The organism is Pantoea sp. SM3, from assembly GCF_000963995.1.
GTDB classification, from domain to species: Bacteria; Pseudomonadota; Gammaproteobacteria; order Enterobacterales; family Enterobacteriaceae; genus Pantoea; species Pantoea rwandensis_B.
Map to the genome: position 1 here is coordinate 24,827 of NZ_JZRD01000026.1, position 21,333 is coordinate 46,159.

The 21,333-nt window shown below is 53.9% G+C and carries 22 protein-coding genes and 1 other RNA gene; 9 read left to right on the forward strand and 14 right to left on the reverse strand.

The window, feature by feature from the left end:
• Nucleotides 1-56 precede the first annotated feature (56 nt).
• Nucleotides 57-479, forward strand: coding sequence for a hypothetical protein (locus VI01_RS15610; protein ID WP_038645291.1), 423 nt, complete (start codon nt 57-59; stop codon nt 477-479).
• A 95-nt stretch (nt 480-574) separates the two neighbouring features.
• Here VI01_RS15610 and speG read toward each other — a convergent pair whose 3' ends face one another.
• Nucleotides 575-1,120 carry a spermidine N1-acetyltransferase gene (speG, locus tag VI01_RS15615; RefSeq protein ID WP_034825496.1) on the reverse strand — a complete coding sequence of 182 codons (546 nt, stop codon included), beginning with the start codon at nt 1,118-1,120 and terminating at the stop codon, nt 575-577.
• A gap of 229 nt (nt 1,121-1,349) precedes the next feature.
• On the opposite strand from speG, the gene VI01_RS15620 reads away from it, so the two are divergent.
• From VI01_RS15620 to VI01_RS15630, 3 genes are read left to right on the forward strand one after another with little or no spacing between them, the layout of a single operon-like run.
• On the forward strand, nt 1,350-2,309 hold the full coding sequence (locus VI01_RS15620) for an ABC transporter substrate-binding protein (protein WP_156149369.1): 960 nt from the start codon (nt 1,350-1,352) through the stop codon (nt 2,307-2,309).
• A 21-nt stretch (nt 2,310-2,330) separates the two neighbouring features.
• Entirely contained in the window at nt 2,331-3,176 is an 846-nt protein-coding gene (locus VI01_RS15625; RefSeq protein WP_045815867.1) for an ABC transporter permease, read from the forward strand.
• Nucleotides 3,176-3,961, forward strand: a complete 786-nt coding sequence (locus tag VI01_RS15630; RefSeq protein WP_045815848.1) for an ABC transporter ATP-binding protein — start codon at nt 3,176-3,178, stop codon at nt 3,959-3,961. The genes VI01_RS15625 and VI01_RS15630 overlap by 1 nt, the downstream gene beginning before the upstream one ends.
• A 57-nt stretch (nt 3,962-4,018) precedes the next feature.
• Here VI01_RS15630 and VI01_RS15635 read toward each other — a convergent pair whose 3' ends face one another.
• The 5 genes from VI01_RS15635 to VI01_RS15655 are packed head-to-tail and all read right to left on the reverse strand — an operon-like array spanning nt 4,019 to nt 8,974.
• Nucleotides 4,019-4,684, reverse strand: coding sequence for an ABC transporter ATP-binding protein (locus tag VI01_RS15635; RefSeq protein ID WP_045815849.1), 666 nt, complete (start codon nt 4,682-4,684; stop codon nt 4,019-4,021).
• Complete coding sequence (locus VI01_RS15640) at nt 4,677-5,510, reverse strand: ABC transporter ATP-binding protein (protein WP_045815850.1); 834 nt, start codon at nt 5,508-5,510, stop codon at nt 4,677-4,679. The genes VI01_RS15635 and VI01_RS15640 overlap by 8 nt, the downstream gene beginning before the upstream one ends.
• Complete coding sequence (locus VI01_RS15645; RefSeq protein WP_034825506.1) at nt 5,500-6,357, reverse strand: ABC transporter permease; 858 nt, start codon at nt 6,355-6,357, stop codon at nt 5,500-5,502. Before VI01_RS15645 ends, VI01_RS15640 begins: the two co-directional genes overlap by 11 nt.
• Nucleotides 6,354-7,406 (reverse strand): ABC transporter permease, encoded by a 1,053-nt coding sequence (locus tag VI01_RS15650; protein ID WP_034825508.1) that lies wholly within the window; start codon nt 7,404-7,406, stop codon nt 6,354-6,356. The genes VI01_RS15645 and VI01_RS15650 overlap by 4 nt, the downstream gene beginning before the upstream one ends.
• Complete coding sequence (locus VI01_RS15655; protein WP_045815851.1) at nt 7,406-8,974, reverse strand: ABC transporter substrate-binding protein; 1,569 nt, start codon at nt 8,972-8,974, stop codon at nt 7,406-7,408. The genes VI01_RS15650 and VI01_RS15655 overlap by 1 nt, the downstream gene beginning before the upstream one ends.
• A gap of 801 nt (nt 8,975-9,775) precedes the next feature.
• On the opposite strand from VI01_RS15655, the gene mgtA reads away from it, so the two are divergent.
• Entirely contained in the window at nt 9,776-12,499 is a 2,724-nt protein-coding gene (mgtA, locus tag VI01_RS15660; RefSeq protein ID WP_045815852.1) for a magnesium-translocating P-type ATPase, read from the forward strand.
• Nucleotides 12,500-12,657: 158 nt separating this feature from the next.
• Entirely contained in the window at nt 12,658-13,335 is a 678-nt protein-coding gene (locus tag VI01_RS15665) for an SDR family oxidoreductase (protein WP_045815853.1), read from the forward strand.
• 39 nt (nt 13,336-13,374) lie between these two features.
• On the opposite strand, the gene VI01_RS15670 is transcribed toward VI01_RS15665, so the two are convergent.
• Both VI01_RS15670 and VI01_RS15675 read right to left on the reverse strand, forming a co-directional pair.
• Nucleotides 13,375-14,031: an epoxyqueuosine reductase QueH gene (locus VI01_RS15670; protein WP_038645309.1), complete on the reverse strand. Its 657-nt coding sequence runs from the start codon at nt 14,029-14,031 to the stop codon at nt 13,375-13,377.
• 116 nt (nt 14,032-14,147) lie between these two features.
• Nucleotides 14,148-14,504 carry a hypothetical protein gene (locus VI01_RS15675; RefSeq protein ID WP_038645311.1) on the reverse strand — a complete coding sequence of 119 codons (357 nt, stop codon included), beginning with the start codon at nt 14,502-14,504 and terminating at the stop codon, nt 14,148-14,150.
• Between the two features lie 287 nt (nt 14,505-14,791).
• On the opposite strand from VI01_RS15675, the gene VI01_RS15680 reads away from it, so the two are divergent.
• The gene (locus VI01_RS15680) at nt 14,792-15,133 is read left to right on the forward strand and encodes an NIPSNAP family containing protein (protein WP_045815854.1); all 342 of its coding nucleotides are present in this window, start codon (nt 14,792-14,794) and stop codon (nt 15,131-15,133) included.
• 90 nt (nt 15,134-15,223) lie between these two features.
• Here the strand turns inward: VI01_RS15680 and VI01_RS15685 are convergent, their stop codons facing one another.
• From VI01_RS15685 to smpB, 3 genes are all read right to left on the reverse strand, one after another.
• Complete coding sequence (locus VI01_RS15685) at nt 15,224-16,078, reverse strand: PA4780 family RIO1-like protein kinase (protein WP_045815855.1); 855 nt, start codon at nt 16,076-16,078, stop codon at nt 15,224-15,226.
• Between the two features lie 201 nt (nt 16,079-16,279).
• Nucleotides 16,280-16,641, reverse strand: a transfer-messenger RNA (tmRNA) gene (ssrA, locus tag VI01_RS24985).
• 44 nt (nt 16,642-16,685) lie between these two features.
• Nucleotides 16,686-17,168, reverse strand: a complete 483-nt coding sequence (gene smpB / locus VI01_RS15690) for an SsrA-binding protein SmpB (protein WP_034825578.1) — start codon at nt 17,166-17,168, stop codon at nt 16,686-16,688.
• 158 nt (nt 17,169-17,326) lie between these two features.
• Here smpB and VI01_RS15695 point away from each other — a divergent pair, with 158 nt between their 5' ends.
• Entirely contained in the window at nt 17,327-17,761 is a 435-nt protein-coding gene (locus VI01_RS15695) for a type II toxin-antitoxin system RatA family toxin (RefSeq protein ID WP_034825580.1), read from the forward strand.
• Nucleotides 17,754-18,044 carry an RnfH family protein gene (locus VI01_RS15700; RefSeq protein ID WP_045815856.1) on the forward strand — a complete coding sequence of 97 codons (291 nt, stop codon included), beginning with the start codon at nt 17,754-17,756 and terminating at the stop codon, nt 18,042-18,044. The genes VI01_RS15695 and VI01_RS15700 overlap by 8 nt, the downstream gene beginning before the upstream one ends.
• A 54-nt stretch (nt 18,045-18,098) precedes the next feature.
• Here VI01_RS15700 and bamE read toward each other — a convergent pair whose 3' ends face one another.
• From bamE to nadK, 3 genes are all read right to left on the reverse strand, one after another.
• Nucleotides 18,099-18,446 carry an outer membrane protein assembly factor BamE gene (gene bamE / locus VI01_RS15705; RefSeq protein ID WP_038645338.1) on the reverse strand — a complete coding sequence of 116 codons (348 nt, stop codon included), beginning with the start codon at nt 18,444-18,446 and terminating at the stop codon, nt 18,099-18,101.
• 184 nt (nt 18,447-18,630) lie between these two features.
• A complete protein-coding gene (gene recN / locus VI01_RS15710) occupies nt 18,631-20,292 on the reverse strand; it encodes a DNA repair protein RecN (RefSeq protein WP_045815857.1) in 1,662 nt (553 codons plus the stop codon).
• 85 nt (nt 20,293-20,377) lie between these two features.
• A complete protein-coding gene (gene nadK / locus VI01_RS15715; protein ID WP_034825588.1) occupies nt 20,378-21,256 on the reverse strand; it encodes an NAD(+) kinase in 879 nt (292 codons plus the stop codon).
• Between the last annotated feature and the right edge of the window lie 77 nt (nt 21,257-21,333).

Sequence of the window (21,333 nt, forward strand, 5' to 3'; positions counted from 1 at the left end):
GAAAAGCGCGATAGGGCAGTTTAGACTGTCCTATCTGATTCTATTGCGGACCTGCCATGAACCTGCGACATCTTCTTCCTGCCACTGCATTGCTGCTGAGCGGCTGTGCCACCATTGTCGGCACGGAAACGCAGCCGGTAAAAATCGATTCTGTCCCGCAAGGTGCCCGTTTCACCGTACAGGATGAGACGGGCCGCGCGGTGGCGCAGGGCTACACGCCACAAACCGTCGAGCTGGCAAAATCCACCGGCAATTACTTTGGTAAGAAGCATTATCAGGTGATGCTGGAGAGTCCGGGCTATGTACCGGTGACGCTGCCGATCGAGGCCAGTGCCAACTTGTGGTATCTGTTAGGCAACATCCCGTTACTGGGCTTCCCCGGCTGGCTGCTGGTGGATCCGTTCTATGGCGGCATGTACGACCTAAAACCCGAACATCCGCAGCCGCGTCTCAACGTGGTGGGCGCGCGCGGCGGTTAAGGTCGGAGGGCGGCAGAAATGGCAACATGCCGCTCACTTAAGCCGGCGAGTGGCTCTTTAACCCCATGCGCATGGGGTTAAAGACCACACAAGTCTTACTGCGCTGTCGGCTTCACCATCGCATGACCGGATTTATGCTGTGCCAGATACTGCTGCTGGAAAATGCACATCCGAATGGTATTGCGATATTCACCATTGATGAAAAATTCGTGCTTCAGCACGCCTTCCACTTCAAATCCCAGCTTGGTGTAGATGTGAATCGCTTTCTCATTCTCCTGATCAACAATCAGGTAGAGTTTGTAGAGATTCAGCACCGAAAAACCGTAATCCATCGCTAACTTTGCTGCCTGGCTGGCTAAACCTTTGCCCTGATGTCCCGGATCGATAATGATCTGAAACTCAGCCCGGCGATGCACATGGTTGATCTCAACCAGCTCCACCAAGCCCGCTTTTTGCCCGTCATGTTCGACAACAAAGCGGCGCTCGGTTTGATCGTGAATGTGTTTGTCATAAAGATCCGACAGCTCAACAAAGGCTTCGTACGGCTCCTCAAACCAATAACGCATCACGCTGGCGTTGTTATCCAATTGGTGCACAAAGTGCAGATCTTCTCGCTCAAGCGGACGCAATTTCACCGTCATACGGTGTTCCTTCTGTTGAAAAACTGGCGTGAGTATAGCGCCATCCGCCAAAGGTTGCTTTCGCACCAGTGTGATCTCCAGCAGAGGATTTCTGCACCGATTCAGTGCGCGATCTCCACCTCATTTCCCCATCACAATGGGTTTTCACAATCTGGCACAGCCATTGCTTGGCTTGTATAGATAAGACTATACAACCGTTGTTTTTCATCACCTTTATCAGGAGTGGAAGATGGGCAAGCCAGTGAAACACGTTGTTCGTGCATTAACCGCCGCAGTCCTGTGCGCCAGTGCTTTAGCCGCACAGGCAGCCGACACCAAAGTCGCTATCGGTATTTCCGGCTGGACCGGATTTGCCCCACTGACGCTGGCTGATAAAGCCGGGATCTTTAAAAAGCACGGCCTTGATGTCGATGTGAAGATGATTCCGCAGAGCAGCCGACATCTGGCGGTGGCTTCCGGCACCATTCAGTGTGCAGCGACTACGGTGGAAACCTACATCTCCTGGAACGCGGCAGGTGTACCGATCAAGCAGATCGTTCAGCTGGACAAATCATATGGTGCTGATGGCCTTGCCGCCCGCAGTGACATCACCAGCATCAAAGATCTCAAAGGCAAAACCATCGCGGTGGATGCGCCCGGCACCTCACCGTATTTCCTGCTCGCCTGGATGCTGGATAAAAACGGCATGACGATGAAAGACGTGCGTCTGGCAACCATGGCACCTCAGGCGGCGGCTCAATCTTTTGCGGCGGGTCAAAACGATGCGGCGGTGACCTATGAACCTTATCTCTCGGTGATCCGCAATCAGCCTAAAGCCGGCAAGATCCTCGCCACCACGCTGGATTACCCGATGGTGATGGATACGCTGGGTTGCACGCCTACCTTCCTGAAAGCACACCCTGATGCCGCAAAAGCGCTGGTGGCCAGCTATTACGATGCGCTGGAGATGATCAAACAGCAGCCGGACAAGTCCAATGAGATCATGGGTGCAGCGGTGAAGTCGACGGGAAAAGAGTTTGCCGAGTCGGCTAGTTACTTGCGCTGGCAAGGGCCGGAGGAGAACAAGAAATTCTTCAATGGCGAAATTGAAACCTTCAGTGATGAAGCAGGCAAACTGCTGCTGAGTGCGGGCGTGATCAAGAAAATGCCAGATGTGAAGAGTTTGTACGACGCCAGCTTCGTACAGTAAAGCAGGAGAAAGGAGATGGAGATGAGTAAAAGCCAACCCGTCACTCCGCCAGCCGCGCTGCCGGATGCGCCACAGCGCTGGCACAATCCGTTAATGGTGCCGTTGAAAGCGATTTCGCTGCGGTTACGTATTGCGCTCGGCGTGGCGTTCTTTGTGCTGTTTATCGCGGTGTGGACGCTGGTGACGCTGGGCGGCATGGTGTCGCCCACTTTCCTCGCCGATCCGTTGACCATGCTGCAACAAGGCGTGGTGTTGTTCACCGAGTACAACTTCTCGCTGGATATTGGCATGACGGTGATGCGGGTACTGTCGGGCTTCCTGCTGGCGGCCGTGATAGGTGTGCCGCTGGGCATCATGATGGGCGCCTACAAAACCTGGGAAGCCTTTCTCGAACCCTTCGTCTCCTTTTGCCGGTATTTACCGGCTTCGGCTTTCGTACCCTTGCTGATTCTGTGGGCCGGTATCGGTGAAACCCAGAAGATCCTGGTGATCTTTATCGGCTCCTTCTTCCAAATCGTATTGATGGTGGCGGTAACGGTGAGCGGTGCCCGTCGCGATTTGGTGGAGGCGGCGTACACGTTAGGATGCAGCAACCGCTCGATCGTGCGTCGTGTGCTGATCCCCGGCGCGGCACCGGGCATTGCCGAATTGTTACGTCTGGTGCTTGGCTGGGCGTGGACATACGTCATTGTCGCCGAACTGATCGGATCGGAAAGCGGCATCGGCCATATGATCGTCGATAGCCAGGCGTTACTGAATACCGGGCAGATCATTTTCGGCATCATCGTTATCGGCTGTATTGGCTTGATCTCTGATTATCTGTTCAAAGTGCTTAACCGGCGCTTGTTTGCATGGAGCACTCTGTAATGAAACACAGCAAACTCAACGTGCGCGGTGTCGAGCGCATTTTTACCGGCCCCAAAGGCGAGCAAACTCAGGCGCTACAGCCGATTCATTATCAGGTGGAAGAGAATGATTTCATCACCATTCTCGGCCCCTCGGGCTGTGGGAAATCCACACTGCTGCGCATCATCGCCGGACTGGACACGCCCACGCGTGGAGAAATCTGGCTGGACGGTAAAAGCGTAGAAGGACCGGGTGCCGATCGTGGCATGGTGTTCCAGAGCTACACACTGTTCCCGTGGCTGACGGTGGAAGAGAACATTCGCTTTGGCTTGCAGGAGCGCGGTATCAGTGCAGCCCAGCAGAAAGAGCGCAGCGATTATTACATTCAGCAGGTGGGATTACGTGGTTTTGCTCAACACTATCCGCGCCAGCTCTCAGGCGGCATGCAGCAACGCACCGCGATTGCCCGTGCGCTGGCCAACGATCCCAAGGTGCTGCTGATGGATGAGCCTTTTGGCGCACTGGATAATCAGACGCGTGTGATGATGCAGGAGCTGTTGCTATCGGTATGGGAGCAGTCGCGCAAAACTGTATTGTTCGTGACGCACGACATTGATGAAGCGATTTTTATGGCCAACAAGGTGGCGATTTTCAGCGCCCGGCCGGGTCGCATCAAGCAGGAGGTGGCGGTGAATTTCAATCAAGGACGTGATTACACCATTAAAACCTCACCGGAGTTTATGGCGTTGAAGGCCGAAGTGACCGAGTCGATTCGCAGTGAAACGATGCAGGCGATGGCGCATTGAAGGACTCAAATGTGTAGCGGCGCAATTTATCGCACCGCTACGATTTTGCTTAACGTCTTACCCTACAATCCGTCCCAGTGCCATATGCGCTGCACGATCGCACATATGATCGATCACATCAGGATCGTGACTCACCAGCACCATGGTCAATCCATCATTCTGCTTTAAATCATTCAGCAGGTTGAGGATTTCCGCCTGCACCGACATATCTAACGCCGAGGTTGGCTCATCCAGCAACAGGATCTTCGGCTCCAGCAGCAGGGCGCGCACAATCGCCACGCGCTGACGCTGGCCGCCGGACAGCTGATGCGGATAACGATCCGCCAGCGCTGGATCCAAACCGACATGGCGAAAACCGTCGTTGATACGATCGTCGATATTATCGCGCTTCAGCATCTTCAACGGTTCGGCCAGCGTACGGCGCAGACGATGGCGTGGATGCAGTGAGGCATAGGGATCCTGAAACACCATCTGCACATCACGACGCAGCGGGCCGGTAAAGGCTTTACCTGGCTGCACATCGGTGCCGGCCAGTTGCATGCTGCCGCTCCAGAACGGGTTCAAACCGGCCATCACCCACAGCAGCGATGACTTGCCGCAGCCCGATGGCCCGACCAGGCCAAAACACTCGCCCGCGGCCACCTGCAAAGAGACGTCATGCACCACGGTGCGCAGCTCATAGCCCTGCTTGTGCGACACGCTCAGATTGTTTAACTCAATCATGGTCTGCCTCCAGCGCAGCGCGATCCAGCACTGGCAAGCGTTCACCGTGCGTCGCTTTGCTGGGACGACACGCCCACAGCGTGCGCGTGTAAGGGTGAGTCGCATTGGCGAGTTGGGCCGCAGGCAGCGTGTCCAGCAGGCGACCTTTGTACATCACCATCACGCGATCGCAGTGCTCTGACACTTGCTGCAGATCGTGGCTGATCAGCAGCAAGCCCATATTACGCTGCTCCACCAAACGACGAATCAGTGCCAGCACCTGATCGCGCATTGCATGATCGAGCGCCGAGGTCGGTTCATCGGCAATCAGCAGTTCAGGATCGGTGATCAATGCAATCGCCAGCATCACGCGCTGTCCCATACCGCCAGAGAGCTGATGCGGATAACGCTTCATCAACTGACGGGGATCCGGCAGACCGACCGCATCCAGCATCTCGCACACTTTCTCTTTGCGCTCAGCACGGCTCAGTTTGCGGTGCAGCACCAGTGGCTCTTCGACCTGCCAGCCAATGGTACGTGTTGGATTAAGGGCGTATTTGGGGTCCTGCATCACCATCGCGACTTTACCGCCGCGCAGGGCGATCCAGTCACGTTCGCGCAGGCTGAGCGCATCGGCACCCACCACCTGTAAGCGTTCGGCCTGCAACTGCAATGAAGGAGAGAGCAGCCCCATCAGAGAGCGGGCGGTCAGTGATTTGCCCGAACCCGACTCACCCACCAGCGCCACGCGTTCACGGCCAATCTTGAAGGCGATGTTATCCACTAACAGCGTACCTTCACTGCGGATGGACAGCCCCTGGGCATCAATTAACAGATCATTTGGCATGACGGGTATCCAGTCGGTCGCGCAGGCCATCGCCTGTCAGGTTAAACGCCAGGCTGGCGAACAGAATCGCGCCACCCGGTGCGGCGGCCACCCACCATTGGTCGAAGATCACTTTACTGCCTTCCGCTACCATCGAACCCCATTCGGCTGTTGGCGGCTGCACGCCCATGCCAAGGAAGCCGAGGCCCGCAGCGGAGAGAATGATGCCGCCGAGGCTCAGCGCCGCGCGCACCACGGCGGTTGGCAAACACAGCGGCAAAATGTGCCCGAACATCAAACGCAAACCGGTAATGCCCTGCATGCGTGCGGCAGCCAGATAATCACTGCGGCGCAGTGCCAGGGTTTCCGCACGTGCCTGACGGGCAAACGGCGGCCAGCTGGTTAATGCCAGCGCCAGCGCACCGTTCATCAATCCCGGACCGAGCATCGCCACCAGCGCCAAAGCAATCACCAGATTCGGCAGCGACAGGAAGATATCCGTGATGCGCATCAGCACGCGCTCGGTCCAGCCGCCAACGTAGCCAGCGGTAATGCCGACCAGCAGACCAACCGGTATGGTCAGCACCAGAATCAGTGACACCAGCAGCAGCGTAGGACGCGCACCGTAGATCACGCGTGACAATAAATCGCGGCCAAAGCCATCGGTACCGAACCAGTGCAGCGCAGAAGGGGCTTGTAAGCGTTGGGCGATCACCTGGGCGTTAGGATCAAACGGTGCCAGCAGTGGGGCGAACAGTGCCATTGCCACCACGATCACCACCAGCGTCAGGCCGATGGTCAGTGAAGTCACACGCGCACGGCGGCGGCGCGGACGAACTGTCTCCAGTTCAGAGAGTTGTTGAGTCATCGGGTTCTCGGATCGGTTAACCAGGTGAGGGCATCGGCCACGGCGTTGAGCAGAATAAAGCAGCTGCCTATCAGCAGGGTTGAGCCGAGAATCGCTGGTGTATCAGAGGAAAATAGCGCGTTGGTCATATAACGTCCGACACCTGGCCAGGCGAAGACCGTTTCCGTTAACACCGAGCCTTCCAGCAGGGTGGCGTAGGAGAGGGCGATGACCGTGATCAGCGTCCCCAGCACGTTGGGGAAGATATGACGCAGCAGGATGCGAGTCCGCCCTGCGCCTTTGGCGCGCGCCAGAATCACATACTCTTTGCTGCTCTCTTCTAACAGCGCGGCACGCAATAAGCGTGTAATACCGGCCATCGCTAACAGGCCAAGAATCACCACCGGCAGCCACAGGTGCGCAATCGCATTGCGGAACATCTCCGGGTCGCCTGACAGCCAGCTATCAATCAGCACAAAGCCGGTTTTCGGCTCCAGCGTGTAGATCCAGATATCATCCAACTGTCCCGGCCCGGCAGACCAGTGCAGCACGGCGTAAAACAGCAGCAGACCGAGCAGGCCCAGCCAGAATACCGGAACGGAATAGCCGAGCAGCGAGATAAAGCGCGCCACGTTATCGATCACGCTGCCCGGCTTCCACGCGGCCAGCAAGGCTAATGTGATGCCAAACACGGCAGCAAAGATCATTGCGCAGGTGGCGAGTTCAATGGTGGCGGGGAAGGTGCGCATCAAATCCGCACTGACGGGCTGATTGGTCAGATGCGAGAGTCCTAAATTACCCTGCGCCAGATGGCTGATATAACGCCAGAACTGGACTAAGACGGGCTGGTCGAGTCCGAGGTCGTGGCGCACCTGAGCGTAAGTTGCCTCGCTGGCATGGTCACCGGCGATTTGCTGCACCGGATCAACCGGTGACAGGTGCGACAACATGAAAGTGAACGCTAACAAACCGATCAGCGTCACCAGCAGCGATAACAGGCTGGTGACCAGACGGCTAAAACGTTGCCAGAGTGGCCGGGCGAACCCGGCCTGTGAAGCAGACACTGCCATTACTTAGAAACCTGCGAGTAATACACCATGTCTGGGTTAATCCCCTGTACATAGCCTTTCAGGTTATCGCGCAGCGCAATCAGGTTGCGGGCCTGCAAGCCGATCACGTATGGCGAGTTCTTCAGTACTTCACGCTGCATCGCCTGGTACAGTTCAACACGCTTGTTACTGTCCGCTTCGGCGGTGGCGGCCAGCGTCTGTTTGCTCAGCTCTGGAATATGCCAGTCTGAACGGTAAGCAATGGTTTTACTGCCATCTTCAGGGTTATAAGCAAAGGAGGCGGCGTTGGTATTCGGATCGAAGTAGTCCGCGCCCCAGGCGTTCAGCGTGGCTTCGTACTGATGCGCTTTCACGCGGGTAGAGACTTCAGAACTCAGACCCGGCTGCACTTCTACCTTCACGCCACCTTTAGCAAAGCTGCCCTGCAAGGCTTGCGCAATATCCAGATACGGCGGCTGATTGCTGGTGGAGAGTTTAAAGCTGACGTTGGTCAGGCCGGCTTTCTTCAGAATCGCCTTGGCTTTTTCCGGATCGTAGCTGTACGGCGTGTCATTCAACGCGCCGAGGAAACCTTTTGGCAGGAAGGTCTGGTGCACTTCGAACTGGCCTTTCAGCAGGTCGTTGGCAATACCTTTATAGTCGAACAGGTAACGAGCGGCTTCCCACAGGGCTGGATTCTTCAGCACTGGATTTTCACCCACGTTGAACTGGATGTAGTAGAGCGAGGCCATCGGAATCGCTTCGGTCTTCACGCCTGCTTTGCCTTTCAGCGCTGCGATTTGGTCAGCACCGAGGTTACGTGCGATATCCACATCGCCCTGCTCCAGCAGCAGACGACGGGCAGCTGGCTCCGGCACGTTCTTGATCAGAATGTTTTTCAGCTTCGGAGCGCCAGCCGGTGACGTCGGGTTGGCGGTCAGCAGCACCACTTCATGCAGCACCACTTTACGGATCTGATACGGGCCGCTACCGGCTGAGTTGGTGCCTAACCATGCATGGCCGAAGTCACCATTTTTGGCATTCGCCTGCGCGGTTTTCTCATCCACAATCGAAGAGACCGGCGCAGACAGCAGGCTCAGCACATAGGCCGGGCTGACGTTGGCGCTCCAGCTGATCTGTACGTGGTTGTCATCGACTTTCTTCAGGAAGGTATCGACGTTGTCTTTATTCCAGCCGAGCTGCGTCAGAATAAAAGAAGGATCGAGATTCAGTTTCACCACACGGCCCAGAGAGAAGATCACATCTTCCGGACGCAGCGGATTGCCGCTAGCGAATTGCGCGCCTTTACGCAGTTCAAAAGTCAGACTGCGATTGTCACTGCCTGGCGTCCATGAGGTTGCCAGCGTTGGCTTCAAATCGGTGGGATTGGTCGGGTCTGACTGGACCAGACGTTGATAGATGTTAGTAAACGCTTGCACCGTGGTGAGTTCAAAGCCCTGCGCCGGATCAAAGCTATCAGCATCATCAGTCGACTGCGCAATCACCAGCGTATCTTTTGGTGTTGCGGCCTGAGAGGAGAAGGCGGCTACCAGCGATAACGCCAGCAGTGAGGGAATGATTTTTTTCATGTTGTTTCCTTGCCTTAAAAAAGTAACGCGAGTTTACGAGAGCGCCGTAATGAAGAATAGTCAATTTATGGCTATGCATATGCTTTACGGTTCTAAGCGCGGCGGATTGGTTATAAGCCTGTTAAATATACTGTTATTGTTATCGTGCCGCGCAGTGCTACAGACTCGCTAATTTTTGTCCTTTCATCAACCAAATCACAACGGAATTTAAACTCGTTGCTGAACGGAAATAATTAACTTTACTTCGAAGTCTTCAGGAATATAATGGCGCCAACTTCAAACAGGAGAATTCAGTTGGACAGTCACCCTTTTAGATGGCAACACAAGGCAAGCTGACGCGCGAATTCTTTTGTCGCTGCTTGCCAACACGGCGGGCAGCAATCCTCTCTCCTTTCTGATGATTGTTCCCTTTTAACGATAGTAGCGGATAGATATCCGTGGGGATTTCATCATGCACATGATTTTAAACGCACTTTTTCCTCCGCCTCGATGCGCGCGCTGATCTTCAGCGTGCAGAATTAACCGCTGTTATGGCGCGTTTCAGCACGTCCATAGTCAGGCTAACTGGCAAATCTGGACTGACTGAAGATCGCTCTCTGCGGCATCATTGACATCGTCATCGCTATTTCTCGTTATTTTAACGAGCGAATTTCTTCGTCTTTTATTTACGGGAGGTAATATGGAAATTCCCGATAGGTTATTTTTAATCAACTAACGCATCGTCGTTAATTTAAATTATCCCCGTTAATGTGCTCCCCGCACAGGGACTGTTATTGCCGTAATAAATAGAGGAATGTCATCATGACTGACATGAAACTCAACCAGGAAAAAAAATCCTGGAGCAACGCACGCCCGCAGCGTCAGAAAACGCCGCGCTATCTGATTGAAGATGAAGCCGGTTTCACCGCCGATGAAACCCTGGTTCGCCTGCGCAGTGATGCGCTGGGCCTGAGCGAACGCGAAGCCGAAGCGCGTCTGGAAGTCTATGGCCGTAATCAAGTGGCGCATGATAAAGCACCACACGCGCTGATTCAGCTGATCCAGGCATTCAATAACCCGTTCATCTACGTATTAATGGCGCTGGCAGCGGTGAGTTTTTTCACTGACTACCTGCTGCCATTACGTAAAGGCGAGGAGACCGACCTGACTGGTGTCATCATCATTGTGACGATGGTAACGCTCAGCGGTTTGCTGCGCTTCTGGCAGGAGTTCCGCACCAATAAAGCCGCGCAGGCGTTGAAATCCATGGTGCGCACCACTGCCACCGTGCTGCGTCGGGAATCTGCCCAACAGCCCCCGGCTAAACAGGAAGTGGATATTGCCACTTTAGTCCCCGGAGACATTATCTATCTGTCTGCTGGCGATCTGGTGCCTGCTGACGTCCGTTTGCTGGATTCGCGTGATCTGTTTATCAGCCAGGCGATCCTGACCGGTGAATCACTGCCCGTTGAGAAATATGACGTTACGGGCCACGTCACCAGCAAAGGCGCGGGAGCGAGCGATCACGGGGCTTCACTGCTGGAACTCGGCAGCGTGTGTCTGATGGGCACTAACGTCTCCAGCGGCAGCGCCAAAGCCGTGGTAGTGGCAACCGGCGGCGAAACCTACTTTGGCAGCCTGGCGAAATCGATTGTCGGTAATCGCTCGCAAACTGCTTTTGATCGTGGCGTGCACAGCGTCAGCTGGCTGCTGATCCGCTTTATGCTGGTGATGGTACCGGTCGTGCTGTTGATCAACGGGTTAACCAAAGGTGACTGGCTGGATGCCTCGCTGTTTGCGCTGGCAGTGGCGGTGGGTCTGACCCCGGAAATGCTGCCGATGATTGTCAGTTCCAACCTGGCAAAAGGTGCGATTGCCATGTCGCGCCGCAAAGTGATTGTCAAACGACTGAACGCGATTCAAAACCTCGGCGCGATGGACATCCTGTGTACCGATAAAACCGGCACGCTGACCCAGGACAACATCATTCTTGAGCACCATCTGGATTGCGCTGGAGTAGAAAATTCGCGCGTACTGATGCTGAGCTGGCTCAACAGCCACTATCAGAGCAGCACGCCGAATCTGATGGATCGCGCCATTCTGCGTTACGGCAAAGATCGTGTGACGGCGGACATGGGTGACTATTACGCCAAAGTGGATGAGCTGCCGTTTGATTTTGTGCGTCGCCGTGTATCGGTGGTGGTGCGCGATCGCCGGCTCAATCAACAGATGCTGATCTGCAAAGGTGCCGTAGAAGAGATGCTGAGCATCGCTACGGCTGAGCGTGAAGGAAAACTGATTCAGCCGCTCGACGAAAAACGCCGCGCAGAGTTGCTGGCGCTGGCACATCAATATAATGAGCAGGGCTTCCGCGTCCTGCTGGTGGCGAGCCGTGTGCTGGAGGAGCCGGGCTTGCAGCAGGCGCTGAGCGTCGCAGATGAACAAGGGTTAACTGTGGAAGGGCTGCTCACTTTCCTTGATCCACCCAAAGAGAGTGCCGCCAAAGCCATTACCGCGCTGCGTGACAATGGCGTGAGCGTCAAAGTGCTGACCGGCGATAACCCGGTGGTCACTGCACGGATTTGCCAGCAGGTGGGCATTGATAGCGGCGAGATCGTGACAGGCGATCAGATTGCGATGATGAGTGACGAACAATTGGCGGAGGCGGCAGCACACAGCGCGGTGTTCGCCAAACTGACACCGCTGCAGAAATCTCGCATCTTGCGTGCATTGCAGCAGCAAGGGCACACCGTCGGTTTCCTCGGCGATGGGATTAATGATGCGCCAGCCCTGCGTGATGCCGATGTCGGGATTTCAGTGGATAGCGCAGCGGACATCGCCAAAGAGTCTTCTGACATCATCCTGCTGGAAAAGGATCTGATGGTGCTGGAAGAGGGGGTGATGAAAGGTCGTGAGACCTTCGGCAACATCATCAAGTATCTGAACATGACGGCCAGTTCCAACTTCGGCAACGTGTTCTCTGTGCTGGTAGCGAGCGCCTTTATTCCGTTCCTGCCGATGCTGGCGATTCATCTGCTGATTCAGAACCTGATGTATGACCTGTCTCAACTGGCATTGCCATGGGACAAAATGGACCGTGAGTTCCTGCGCAAACCGCGCAAATGGGACGCGCGCAATATCAAACGCTTTATGCTGTGGATTGGGCCAACATCATCAACCTTTGATATCACGACGTTTGCTGTGATGTGGTACGTATTTGCCGCGAATACGCCGGAAATGCAGTCACTGTTCCAGTCCGGTTGGTTTGTAGAAGGATTGCTGTCACAGACGCTGGTAGTGCACATGCTGCGCACCCAGAAAATTCCTTTCATCCAGAGCCGCGCCGCGTTACCGGTACTGCTGACCACGGCATGTGTGATGATTGCAGGCATCCTGCTGCCATTCTCCCCATTGGGGCAAATGGTGGGATTGACGCCGTTGCCGTGGGCTTATTTCCCATGGCTGGTTGCGACGTTGTTAGGTTACTGCGTGGTCGCGCAGGGCATGAAAATGCTCTACATCAAACGCTTCGGCCAGTGGTTCTGACTCCATGGAGGCGCTATGCGGAATCGGAATCTTAATAAAGTGGTGTGCCATCTGCTGATCATGATGGTGGTCATCGTCGTGCTAACGTTGCTGTTTCGTTAGTCAACCAGGGGCAGGTTATCCTGCCCTTTTCGTCTTTAAACTGCGGGAAGGGACAAATGAGCTATTCAAAACGTGCGTTAATTATCGGTGCTTCAAAGGGGATTGGATTAGCCGTCGTGCAGCAACTGCTTGCTGACGGTTGGGACGTCACCGCCACCTATCGCAGCACTGCCGTTTCATATCAGCATGAAAAGCTGCATTGGCTACCATTGGATATTACCGTTGCCACTCAGCGTGAACAGCTACTCTCGCAACTCAAGGGTGAGCAGTTTGATCGGGCGCTGATCAATGCGGGTATTCTCGGCCCAGATTCGATGGAGTTGATTGCCACCAGTGATGAAGAGTTAATGCAACTGTTTATGACCAACAGTGTTGCACCGGTGCGTATGGCTGAAGGCCTGTTACCCTTGCTGTCGGAAAAACAGGGCGTGCTTGGCATCACGACATCGCGTCTCGGCAGCCTGACGGAAAATGCCGAAGCGATTCGACCCTATTACTCTGCCAGTAAAGTGGCGTTGAATATGCTCAGCCGCGCTCTGGTTCAGCAGATGTCTACGCGGGGCACAACTTTGCTCTCATTGCATCCGGGCTGGGTCAAAACCGATATGGGCGGGGATGATGCGGATATTACGGCGGTCGAAAGTGCTCAAGGGTTAGTGGCGCAACTGGATCGCTTTGTCGGGCAGGGCGGGCACCACTATATCGATTACAGCGGCAAGCAGTTAGCCTGGTGATAGTAAGCGCCTGCTGACCGCTGCCAGCAGGCGACTTCTTTATTCGTCTGGCTGGTAGTACTGCACACCAATCTCGATACGTTCACGCCCACTGGCCACGCGATGGCGGTTGCTGTCGCGCAGCGAGTAGATGCAGCCGCAATACTCCTGCTGATAGAAACGCTCGCGCTTGCTGATCTCGATCATGCGTGATGATCCACCGCCTTTACGCCAGTTAAACTCCCAATACAGCATGTCGGGATAGTGCGCTGCCGCACGCACGCCGCAGTCATTAATCTGCTTCATATCCTTCCAGCGCGAAATGCCCAGGGAACTGGTGATCACCGGGAAGCCATGTTCATGGGCATACAGCGCAGTGCGTTCAAAGCGCATGTCGAAACACATGGTGCAACGGATGCCTCGCTCCGGTTCCCACTCCATGCCGCGAGCTCGATCAAACCAGTTATCTTTATCGTAATCGGCATCCACGAAAGGCACACCGAACTGCTCAGCAAAGCGGATATTCTCCTCTTTACGCAGTTCGTACTCTTTCAGCGGATGAATGTTTGGGTTGTAAAAGAAGATGGTGTAATCGATACCGGAAGCCAGCATCGCTTCCATCACCTCACCCGAGCAAGGGGCGCAGCAGGAGTGCAACAGCACTTTGTTGTGACCGTTGGGTAAAGGCAAGGGCTGGCGTTTGAAGGTGTCAGACATAAGTAAAAATGGTTAATGAGTGTTGGGCGAAGTGTAAGTCGATATCGAGTCGGACGCAAAGCGGCAAAAACGAAAAAGGCCGCAATCGCGGCCTTTCAGGACTTTGTCAGAAGACGTTATTCGGTCACTTTCTTCTTCAGATCGCTGGCACCTTCTTTGGTTTTATTCCAGCCTTTAGTCGCACCTTCTTTGGTAGCATCCCACCCTTTTTCAGTGCCTTCTTTGGTTTTGTTCCAGCCTTTCTGTGCGCCTTCGCTCACTTTACTGCTGGTGCTGTCGCTCTTACCTTCAACAGCATGCTTGGCTTTCAGCTTCTGCTCTTCGCCCTGATGCTGCGCCTGATGCAGCTTCTCTTTGGCGGTGTTTGCGCCCGCTTGCGCGTTCGCGACGGTGTCGTCAGTTGCATGTGTGGTAGCGGCAAACGCCGAAGAAGCCAGCAGCAGGGCAGATACAGCGATAATTGTCTTTTTCATGAATATTCCCTCATCAATCGCTCTGTGAGTTATGAGCGTAGTTAACAATGGCACGCTCTGCCAGAATTGGCTCCAGGAATAACCTTAATTGAATCATCGGGTTTGGAGGATGGGGAAATTGTGTACTTCAGTTCATGTCACCTTACGCATGCCTAAAAGCTGTTCTGGGTGCTAAATGTTGTGACTCACCCCAGATAAAGAGACGCAACACTTTACCTACGAGAGTTAAATGGGAGATTTTAGGTCCATATTAATGTAAGAAAAATTCTCAAGGAGGTGAGTTAAAAGTGAAGACTGTTGAAATCCTGCAATACCGATTGAAAGCGGGTACTGGTGAGTCCTTCCATCAAATCATGTGTAATACCAGCGTTCCCCTTCACAACCGGCAGGGCATTCGTATTATCGCTTTTGGTTGTTCTCGCCATGATGCCGATAGTTACTTTCTGATGCGCGCTTTTGAAAACGAAGAACAGTTGGAATCTGTGCTGGAGGATTTTTACGCCAGCGAAGCATGGCGAATGGGGCCACGAGAGGAGATCATTGAGCGAATTGAGGTTAGCCTTAAATCTGTGCTTTTGCTTTCGGAAAGTGCGATAGCTGAGATAAGAAAAAGCTTCGAATCGGTATAAGGGAATTACCGCCCATATTGAGTTGCAGTACAGCTTAAACGATTGTTGCAGGTTTACACTCAGTAATTAGCCAGCCGCATGCTGGCTTTATCACTCTTCATCCCGTTCTTTAGCGGCACGCTGGCGGTCGTAATACTCATCTTCAGCAGAGATAATTTCGTCCAGCAATGAATCCATATCCACAGCATGCACTTCTTCTACAAACAGACCGGTCAAAGCGCTTTCAGGTGTTAACTTGCCGTCTTCGAACAGCTGCCAGATCTCTTTGGCATAGCGCGTTTCCAGAATCTGTGGCGCGAACTGACCGTAATAGGCGGTGATGTTGTTCACATCGCGCTCAAACATCGATTCGGCGTGGTTATTGGCCGCGGCATCCACTGCTTGAGGCAGATCGATGATCACAGGACCGTGCTCATCCTGGAGTACGTTAAATTCCGACAGATCGCCATGCACAATCCCGGCACATAACATACGTACGATATTGCGAATCATCGTCGCAAAATCAGTCAGTGCTTCCTGTTCCGATAAAATCACGTCACTGAGACGGGGTGCCACGGCGCCTTCAGCATCCGTAACCAGTTCCATCAGTAGCACGCCGTCGAGACACATATAAGGCTCAGGTACGCGAACGCCAGCTTTGGCAAGACGGAACAGCGCGTCGACTTCTGCGGTATGCCAGACTTCCTCTTGCTGCTTGCGGCCGAATTTGGAGCCTTTCTGCATCGCACGTGCACTGCGGGAGTTGCGAACTTTACGCCCCTCCTGATACTGCACGGCTTGTTTAAAGCTGCGTTGCGAAGCCTCTTTGTACACTTTGGCGCATTGGACTTTGTCACCGCACATCACAGTGTAAACATCAGCTTCTTTGCCGCTTTTCAGACGCTGCAGCACATTGTCGATCAGGCCATCATCGACCAACGGTTGGATTCGGTTTGGAATTTTCATGCGGCTTTATACCTTATTTATTAGGCTTTCCGCATCAAGAACATGGTGAGTTGCATGGGAAAAACCAAACAAGCATCGATAGTTGCAGAGGCCAGTTACATCATCCCATAAAACCACTGGCACAAAAAAGCCCGTAAGGCTTTCACCTTACGGGCTTTCAGGACTTCAGCGGACGATTCTGGTATCGCCGCGAAAGAATTTTGGTGGAGCTGGCGGGAGTTGAACCCGCGTCCGAAATTACTACACCGTCGGTACTACATGCTTAGTCAGTCTTTACATTCGCCGGCCAGCTGCGGACAGACACGCCACTGACAAACTAGCCTGATTAGATTTAGTGCTTCAACCCCAGGCAAGGCATCCACACGATCTCTTTTGGGTTTGACCTCTCTTGATCCCCGTCTTAAGAGCGGAAGCTAGGGAGAGAGGGCTCTTGGCAGGTTATTAAGCTGCTAAAGCGTAGTTTTCGTCGTTTGCGACTATTTTTTTGCGGCTTTTAACGAGGCAAACCGCCCCTCGACATGCACCTAAGGCTTCACAATCCCGTCGAGTCCAGAATCAGCCCCAAGAACTTCTTATACTACAGAAAAGTGACGGTTGAATCCAGTGCTTAACGCTTTGAATTCTTCATAATACGTGCTTTATCCATCTGCCATTCGCGATCTTTCACATCGTTACGCTTGTCGTGTTCTTTCTTACCGCGCGCCACGCCGATCTTCAGCTTGGCCCAGGCATTTTTCCAGTACATCGACAGTGCAACCACGGTGAAACCTTCGCGGTTAACACGACCGTAAAGCGAATCGAGTTCGCGCTGCTTCAGCAACAGCTTGCGGCTGCGCGTGGGGTCACACACCACGTGTGTAGAGGCAACGGCCAGCGGCTGGAAGGTGGAACCGAACAGATAGGCTTCGCCATCGCGCAGCAAAATGTAGCTGTCGCTGATGTTGGCTTTACCGGCGCGGAGTGATTTAACTTCCCATCCCTGTAGCGACATCCCTGCCTCGAACTCTTCTTCAATGAAGTATTCGTGGCGAGCGCGTTTGTTGAGGGCAATAGTGGCTGAACCGGGTTTGTGAGCTTTTTTCTTTGTCATAGTGCGGCGTAGTCTACATCACTCAGTCTGTGGGCGCATCCCCCTGTCCTGGGGGCGGTAAAAAACACTCTATTTTAGCACAGCTGGCAAACCCGTGAATTTTGTTTGGTGTCCGAAAATGGTATTATTCAACGGTTTTGTGATGAACAGGAACCATTATGGCCCAGATTAGCCGTTCGGCGTTGGTCCCCTATAGCGCTGAGCAGATGTACCAGCTCGTGAATGATGTGGACGCTTATCCTCAGTTTCTTCCGGGCTGCACCGGCAGCCGCGTATTGGATAATAGCGGAAATCAGATGACGGCAGCGGTAGATGTCTCTAAAGCAGGCATCAGTAAAACCTTTACTACCCGCAACACGTTGATCAGCAATCAGAGCATTTTAATGCAGCTGGTTGATGGCCCTTTTCGTAAGCTGACCGGTGGATGGCACTTCACGTCTTTAGGTGATGATGCCTGCAAAGTTGAGCTGAGCCTCGACTTCGAATTTACCAATATGTTGGTGGAGATGGCGTTCGGTCGTATTTTCAAAGAACTGGCCAACAGTATGGTGCAAGCGTTCAGTCAGCGCGCGAAAGAGGTTTACCGTGCATGATATCACCGTTGAGGTAGTTTATGCGCTGCCCAACAAGCAGTACCTGCGTTCGGTAACGCTGGAAGAGGGCGCGACCGTCGAGCAGGCGATTAAAGCCTCGGGCTTGTTATCACTGCGCAAAGACATCGATCTGGCAAGCAATAAGGTGGGCATTTTTAGCCGGCCGGTGAAGCTAGGTGATGGCGTTCAGGATGGTGACCGCGTGGAGATTTATCGTCCACTGATTGCGGATCCCAAAGAGATGCGTCGCCAGCGAGCAGAACGTTCGGCGAGCAACAAGTAGCGGAATGACAGACACAAAAAAAGGCGCTTAAGCGCCTTTTTTGTTGCCGCTCACTTAGCCTTCACTGCCAGTGAGTTTCGGTTTGTTATCAATGTTGGTCAGCGTACCGTTGCTGTCAAAGGTCAGCGTCAGGGTTTGCTGCTTCACGCCTTCATGGCCCGGTTCCTGGCGGAACACGTAATACCAGACATTGCTGCCAAACGGATCGTGCATCATCGGTGTGCCGAGAGTGTAGGCAACCTGCTGCTGCGTCATGCCGGTGTGAATCTTCGAAACATCGTTGGCGACCAGGTAATTGCCCTGATTGATATCCGGACGATATACAACGCGCTCAAGGGTGGAACATCCGGCGGTCATCATCAACATTACCACTGCCGCGGCAGTCAGCGTTTTACAGCGCATCTATACATTCCTTTTCTGGGGCCAAACGCCTTTTGTCAGGCTGTTTTGTTGCCATCAAATTCTGAACTCTGCTTACGGCAGGCTTTATTATGGCGATATAACTGCCGATGATAATAAACCTTTGTCCTATTGGAAACCTCTACAGAGCAAGCATATGACCACCGGGCCAGAAAAAAGTGCGAAATCAGGCTGCTAAAAGTTCTTTTGCATTGGCCAGTGTGTTGCGCGTGACTTCGCTACCGCCTAACAAACGAGCCAGTTCCTGCAGGCGGGCGCGTTTATCCAGCGGCTGCATGTGGGTTTCGGTCATCTCGCCATCGGTCTCTTTGCTGACGTAGAAGTGCTGATGTCCGCAACCGGCAACCTGTGGCAAGTGCGTCACACACATCACCTGCGTGGATTCACCGAGTTGGCGCAGCATCTGACCGACGACCGCTGCGGTTGGGCCGCTGATACCGACATCCACTTCATCGAAGATCATGGCCGGTGTTTCCATTTTCTGAGCGGTGATTACCTGAATCGCCAGCGCAATACGCGAAAGCTCACCACCCGAGGCCACTTTGCCCAGCGGTTGTAACGGCTGACCAGGGTTGGTGGTCACACGGAAATCGATGCGTGTGGCGCCATCTGCCGTGAGTTGATCGGCTTTGAACTCCAGCTCAATGGCAAACTGACCGTGCGGCATAGACAGGGTACGCATGCTTTGGGTGATCTGCTGGCTGAGTTCATGCGCAGCCTGTTGACGCAATTGATGCAGTTTTTCCGCGCAGGCGACGGCCGCCAGATGGTGTGAACCGACTTCGTTTTGCAACGTTTCCTGGTCGCTCTCTTGTTGTGAGAGCTGTTCTGCTTCGTCCAGCAACTGCTGATACAGCACCGGCAACGTCTCTGGCGACACATGATGTTTACGAGAGAGGGCAATCTGGCGTGACAGACGTTGTTCCAGTTCATGCAGACGGTTGGGATCGAGATCCAGACGTTCGCAATAGTGGCGCAACTCATCGCTGGCTTCGCTCAGTTGAATCGCTGCCTCTTCCAGCAAATTGAGCACGCCGCTCACTTTGTCATCCAGCGACACGAGTTCGCCCAGCATATTGCGCGCGCTATACAGCAGGCTATGCAGGTTGGTGTCATCGCTATCGGCGAGAATTTGCAGGGCTTGCTGACTGGTAGAAAGCAGTTGTCCGCTGTTGGCGAGGCGTTTGTACTCTTCATCAATCTGCTCAAATTCGCCCGGCTGCGGGGCAAATTCATTAAGTTCTTTCAGCTGATATTGCAGCAGTTCACGGCGTGCTTCACGCTCCTGCGACAGCTGTTGATGCTGAGCCAGCGCACGACAGCTTTGATGCCAGCGCTGGTAGTGCTGACGCATCTCATCAAGCAGGTCATCATGGGCCGCGTAAGCATCCAAGAGATGTTTTTGGTGGTCAGGCTTGAGTAGCAGCTGGTGCGCATGCTGACCATGGATTTGAATCAGCAGCTGACCCAGCTCACGCAGTTGTGACAGCGGCACCGAAGTGCCATTGATGAAGCCACGGGAACGGCCATCGGCGCTGATGACGCGGCGCAGCAGGCATTCGTTGCCTTCATCGAGCTGATTCTCCACCAGCCAGCGCTGGGCGGAGGGTGAAGCTTTGAGCTGGAAACGCGCGCAGATATCGGCACGACTGGCCCCCTGACGCACCATATCTGCTTCAGAGCGGCCGCCCAGGCACAGGCCCAGCGCATCAATTGCGATGGATTTACCTGCGCCGGTTTCCCCCGTGATCGCTGTCATCCCACGGTGAAAGTCGATCTCCAGTTCACGAACGATAGCAAAGTTACTGATGGTCAGTTGTGCCAGCATGAAATCACCTGTATGTAAAAACAGATATGGTTTTTCATACAGTATAAACTGGTTTTTTATACAGTAAAGTGGCTGGCGGTGATTTTCAGAACAATTTTTTTGACCAGCCGAGTTTCGAGCTTAAGGTATTAAAATAATTGTAATTTTTAGGATGGATTAGGTTGAGGTGATGCGCGCTGCGGCGAATCAACACATCTTCCCCTTCCTGGATAGGCAGCGCAATCTGGCTATCGCAGCTGATTTCCAGATCGCTGCGCAACGATGAAAAACGCAGACGAATGGTGCTGCTGCTGTTGATTACCAGCGGACGTGCGGAAAGCGTGTGCGGGAACATGGGCACAATGGCGATGGCATCCAGCGATGGCGTCAGTATCGGGCCACCCGCAGAGAGAGAATAGGCGGTTGAGCCGGTAGGCGTGGAGATGATTAACCCATCCGAACGCTGGGAAAAGGCAAAAACCTCATCGATATACACCTCAAATTCAATCATGTGGGCGACTTTGCCCGGGTGCAGTACCACTTCATTGATGGCGCTTCCAATCCTTGGCGAGCACGCTTCTTTGCACACCTGCGCCTCCAGCAGGAAACGGCTTTCAACAAAGTATTCGCCCTGCAGCACATCATCCAGCTGTTGCTGTGCGTTATCGGGATCGAGATCAGTGAGAAAACCGAGATTACCGCGGTTAATCCCAATCACTTTGATGTCATAACGTGCCAGCACGCGCGCGGCGCCCAGCATATTGCCGTCACCGCCCACTACCACGGCTAAATCGGCACGTTGGCCGATTTCCGCCAGGCTGCCGGTTTCCACATCTTTCAAGTTCAGTTCGCGCGCAATCTGCTGCTCGACGATCACCTCATAGCCTTTTGCTGTCAGCCAGCGCCAGAGCATTTCATGGGTGGTTAACGCAGTAGGATGGCGCGGATGGCCGACAATCCCAATGCAGTTAAAGTGTTTGTTCATTTAGCGCGTGTTCCTCATAAGCCAAAACGGCCAGGCAATGTGATGGGTTCACTTGAAACCGTCAAACTGATCCCCAT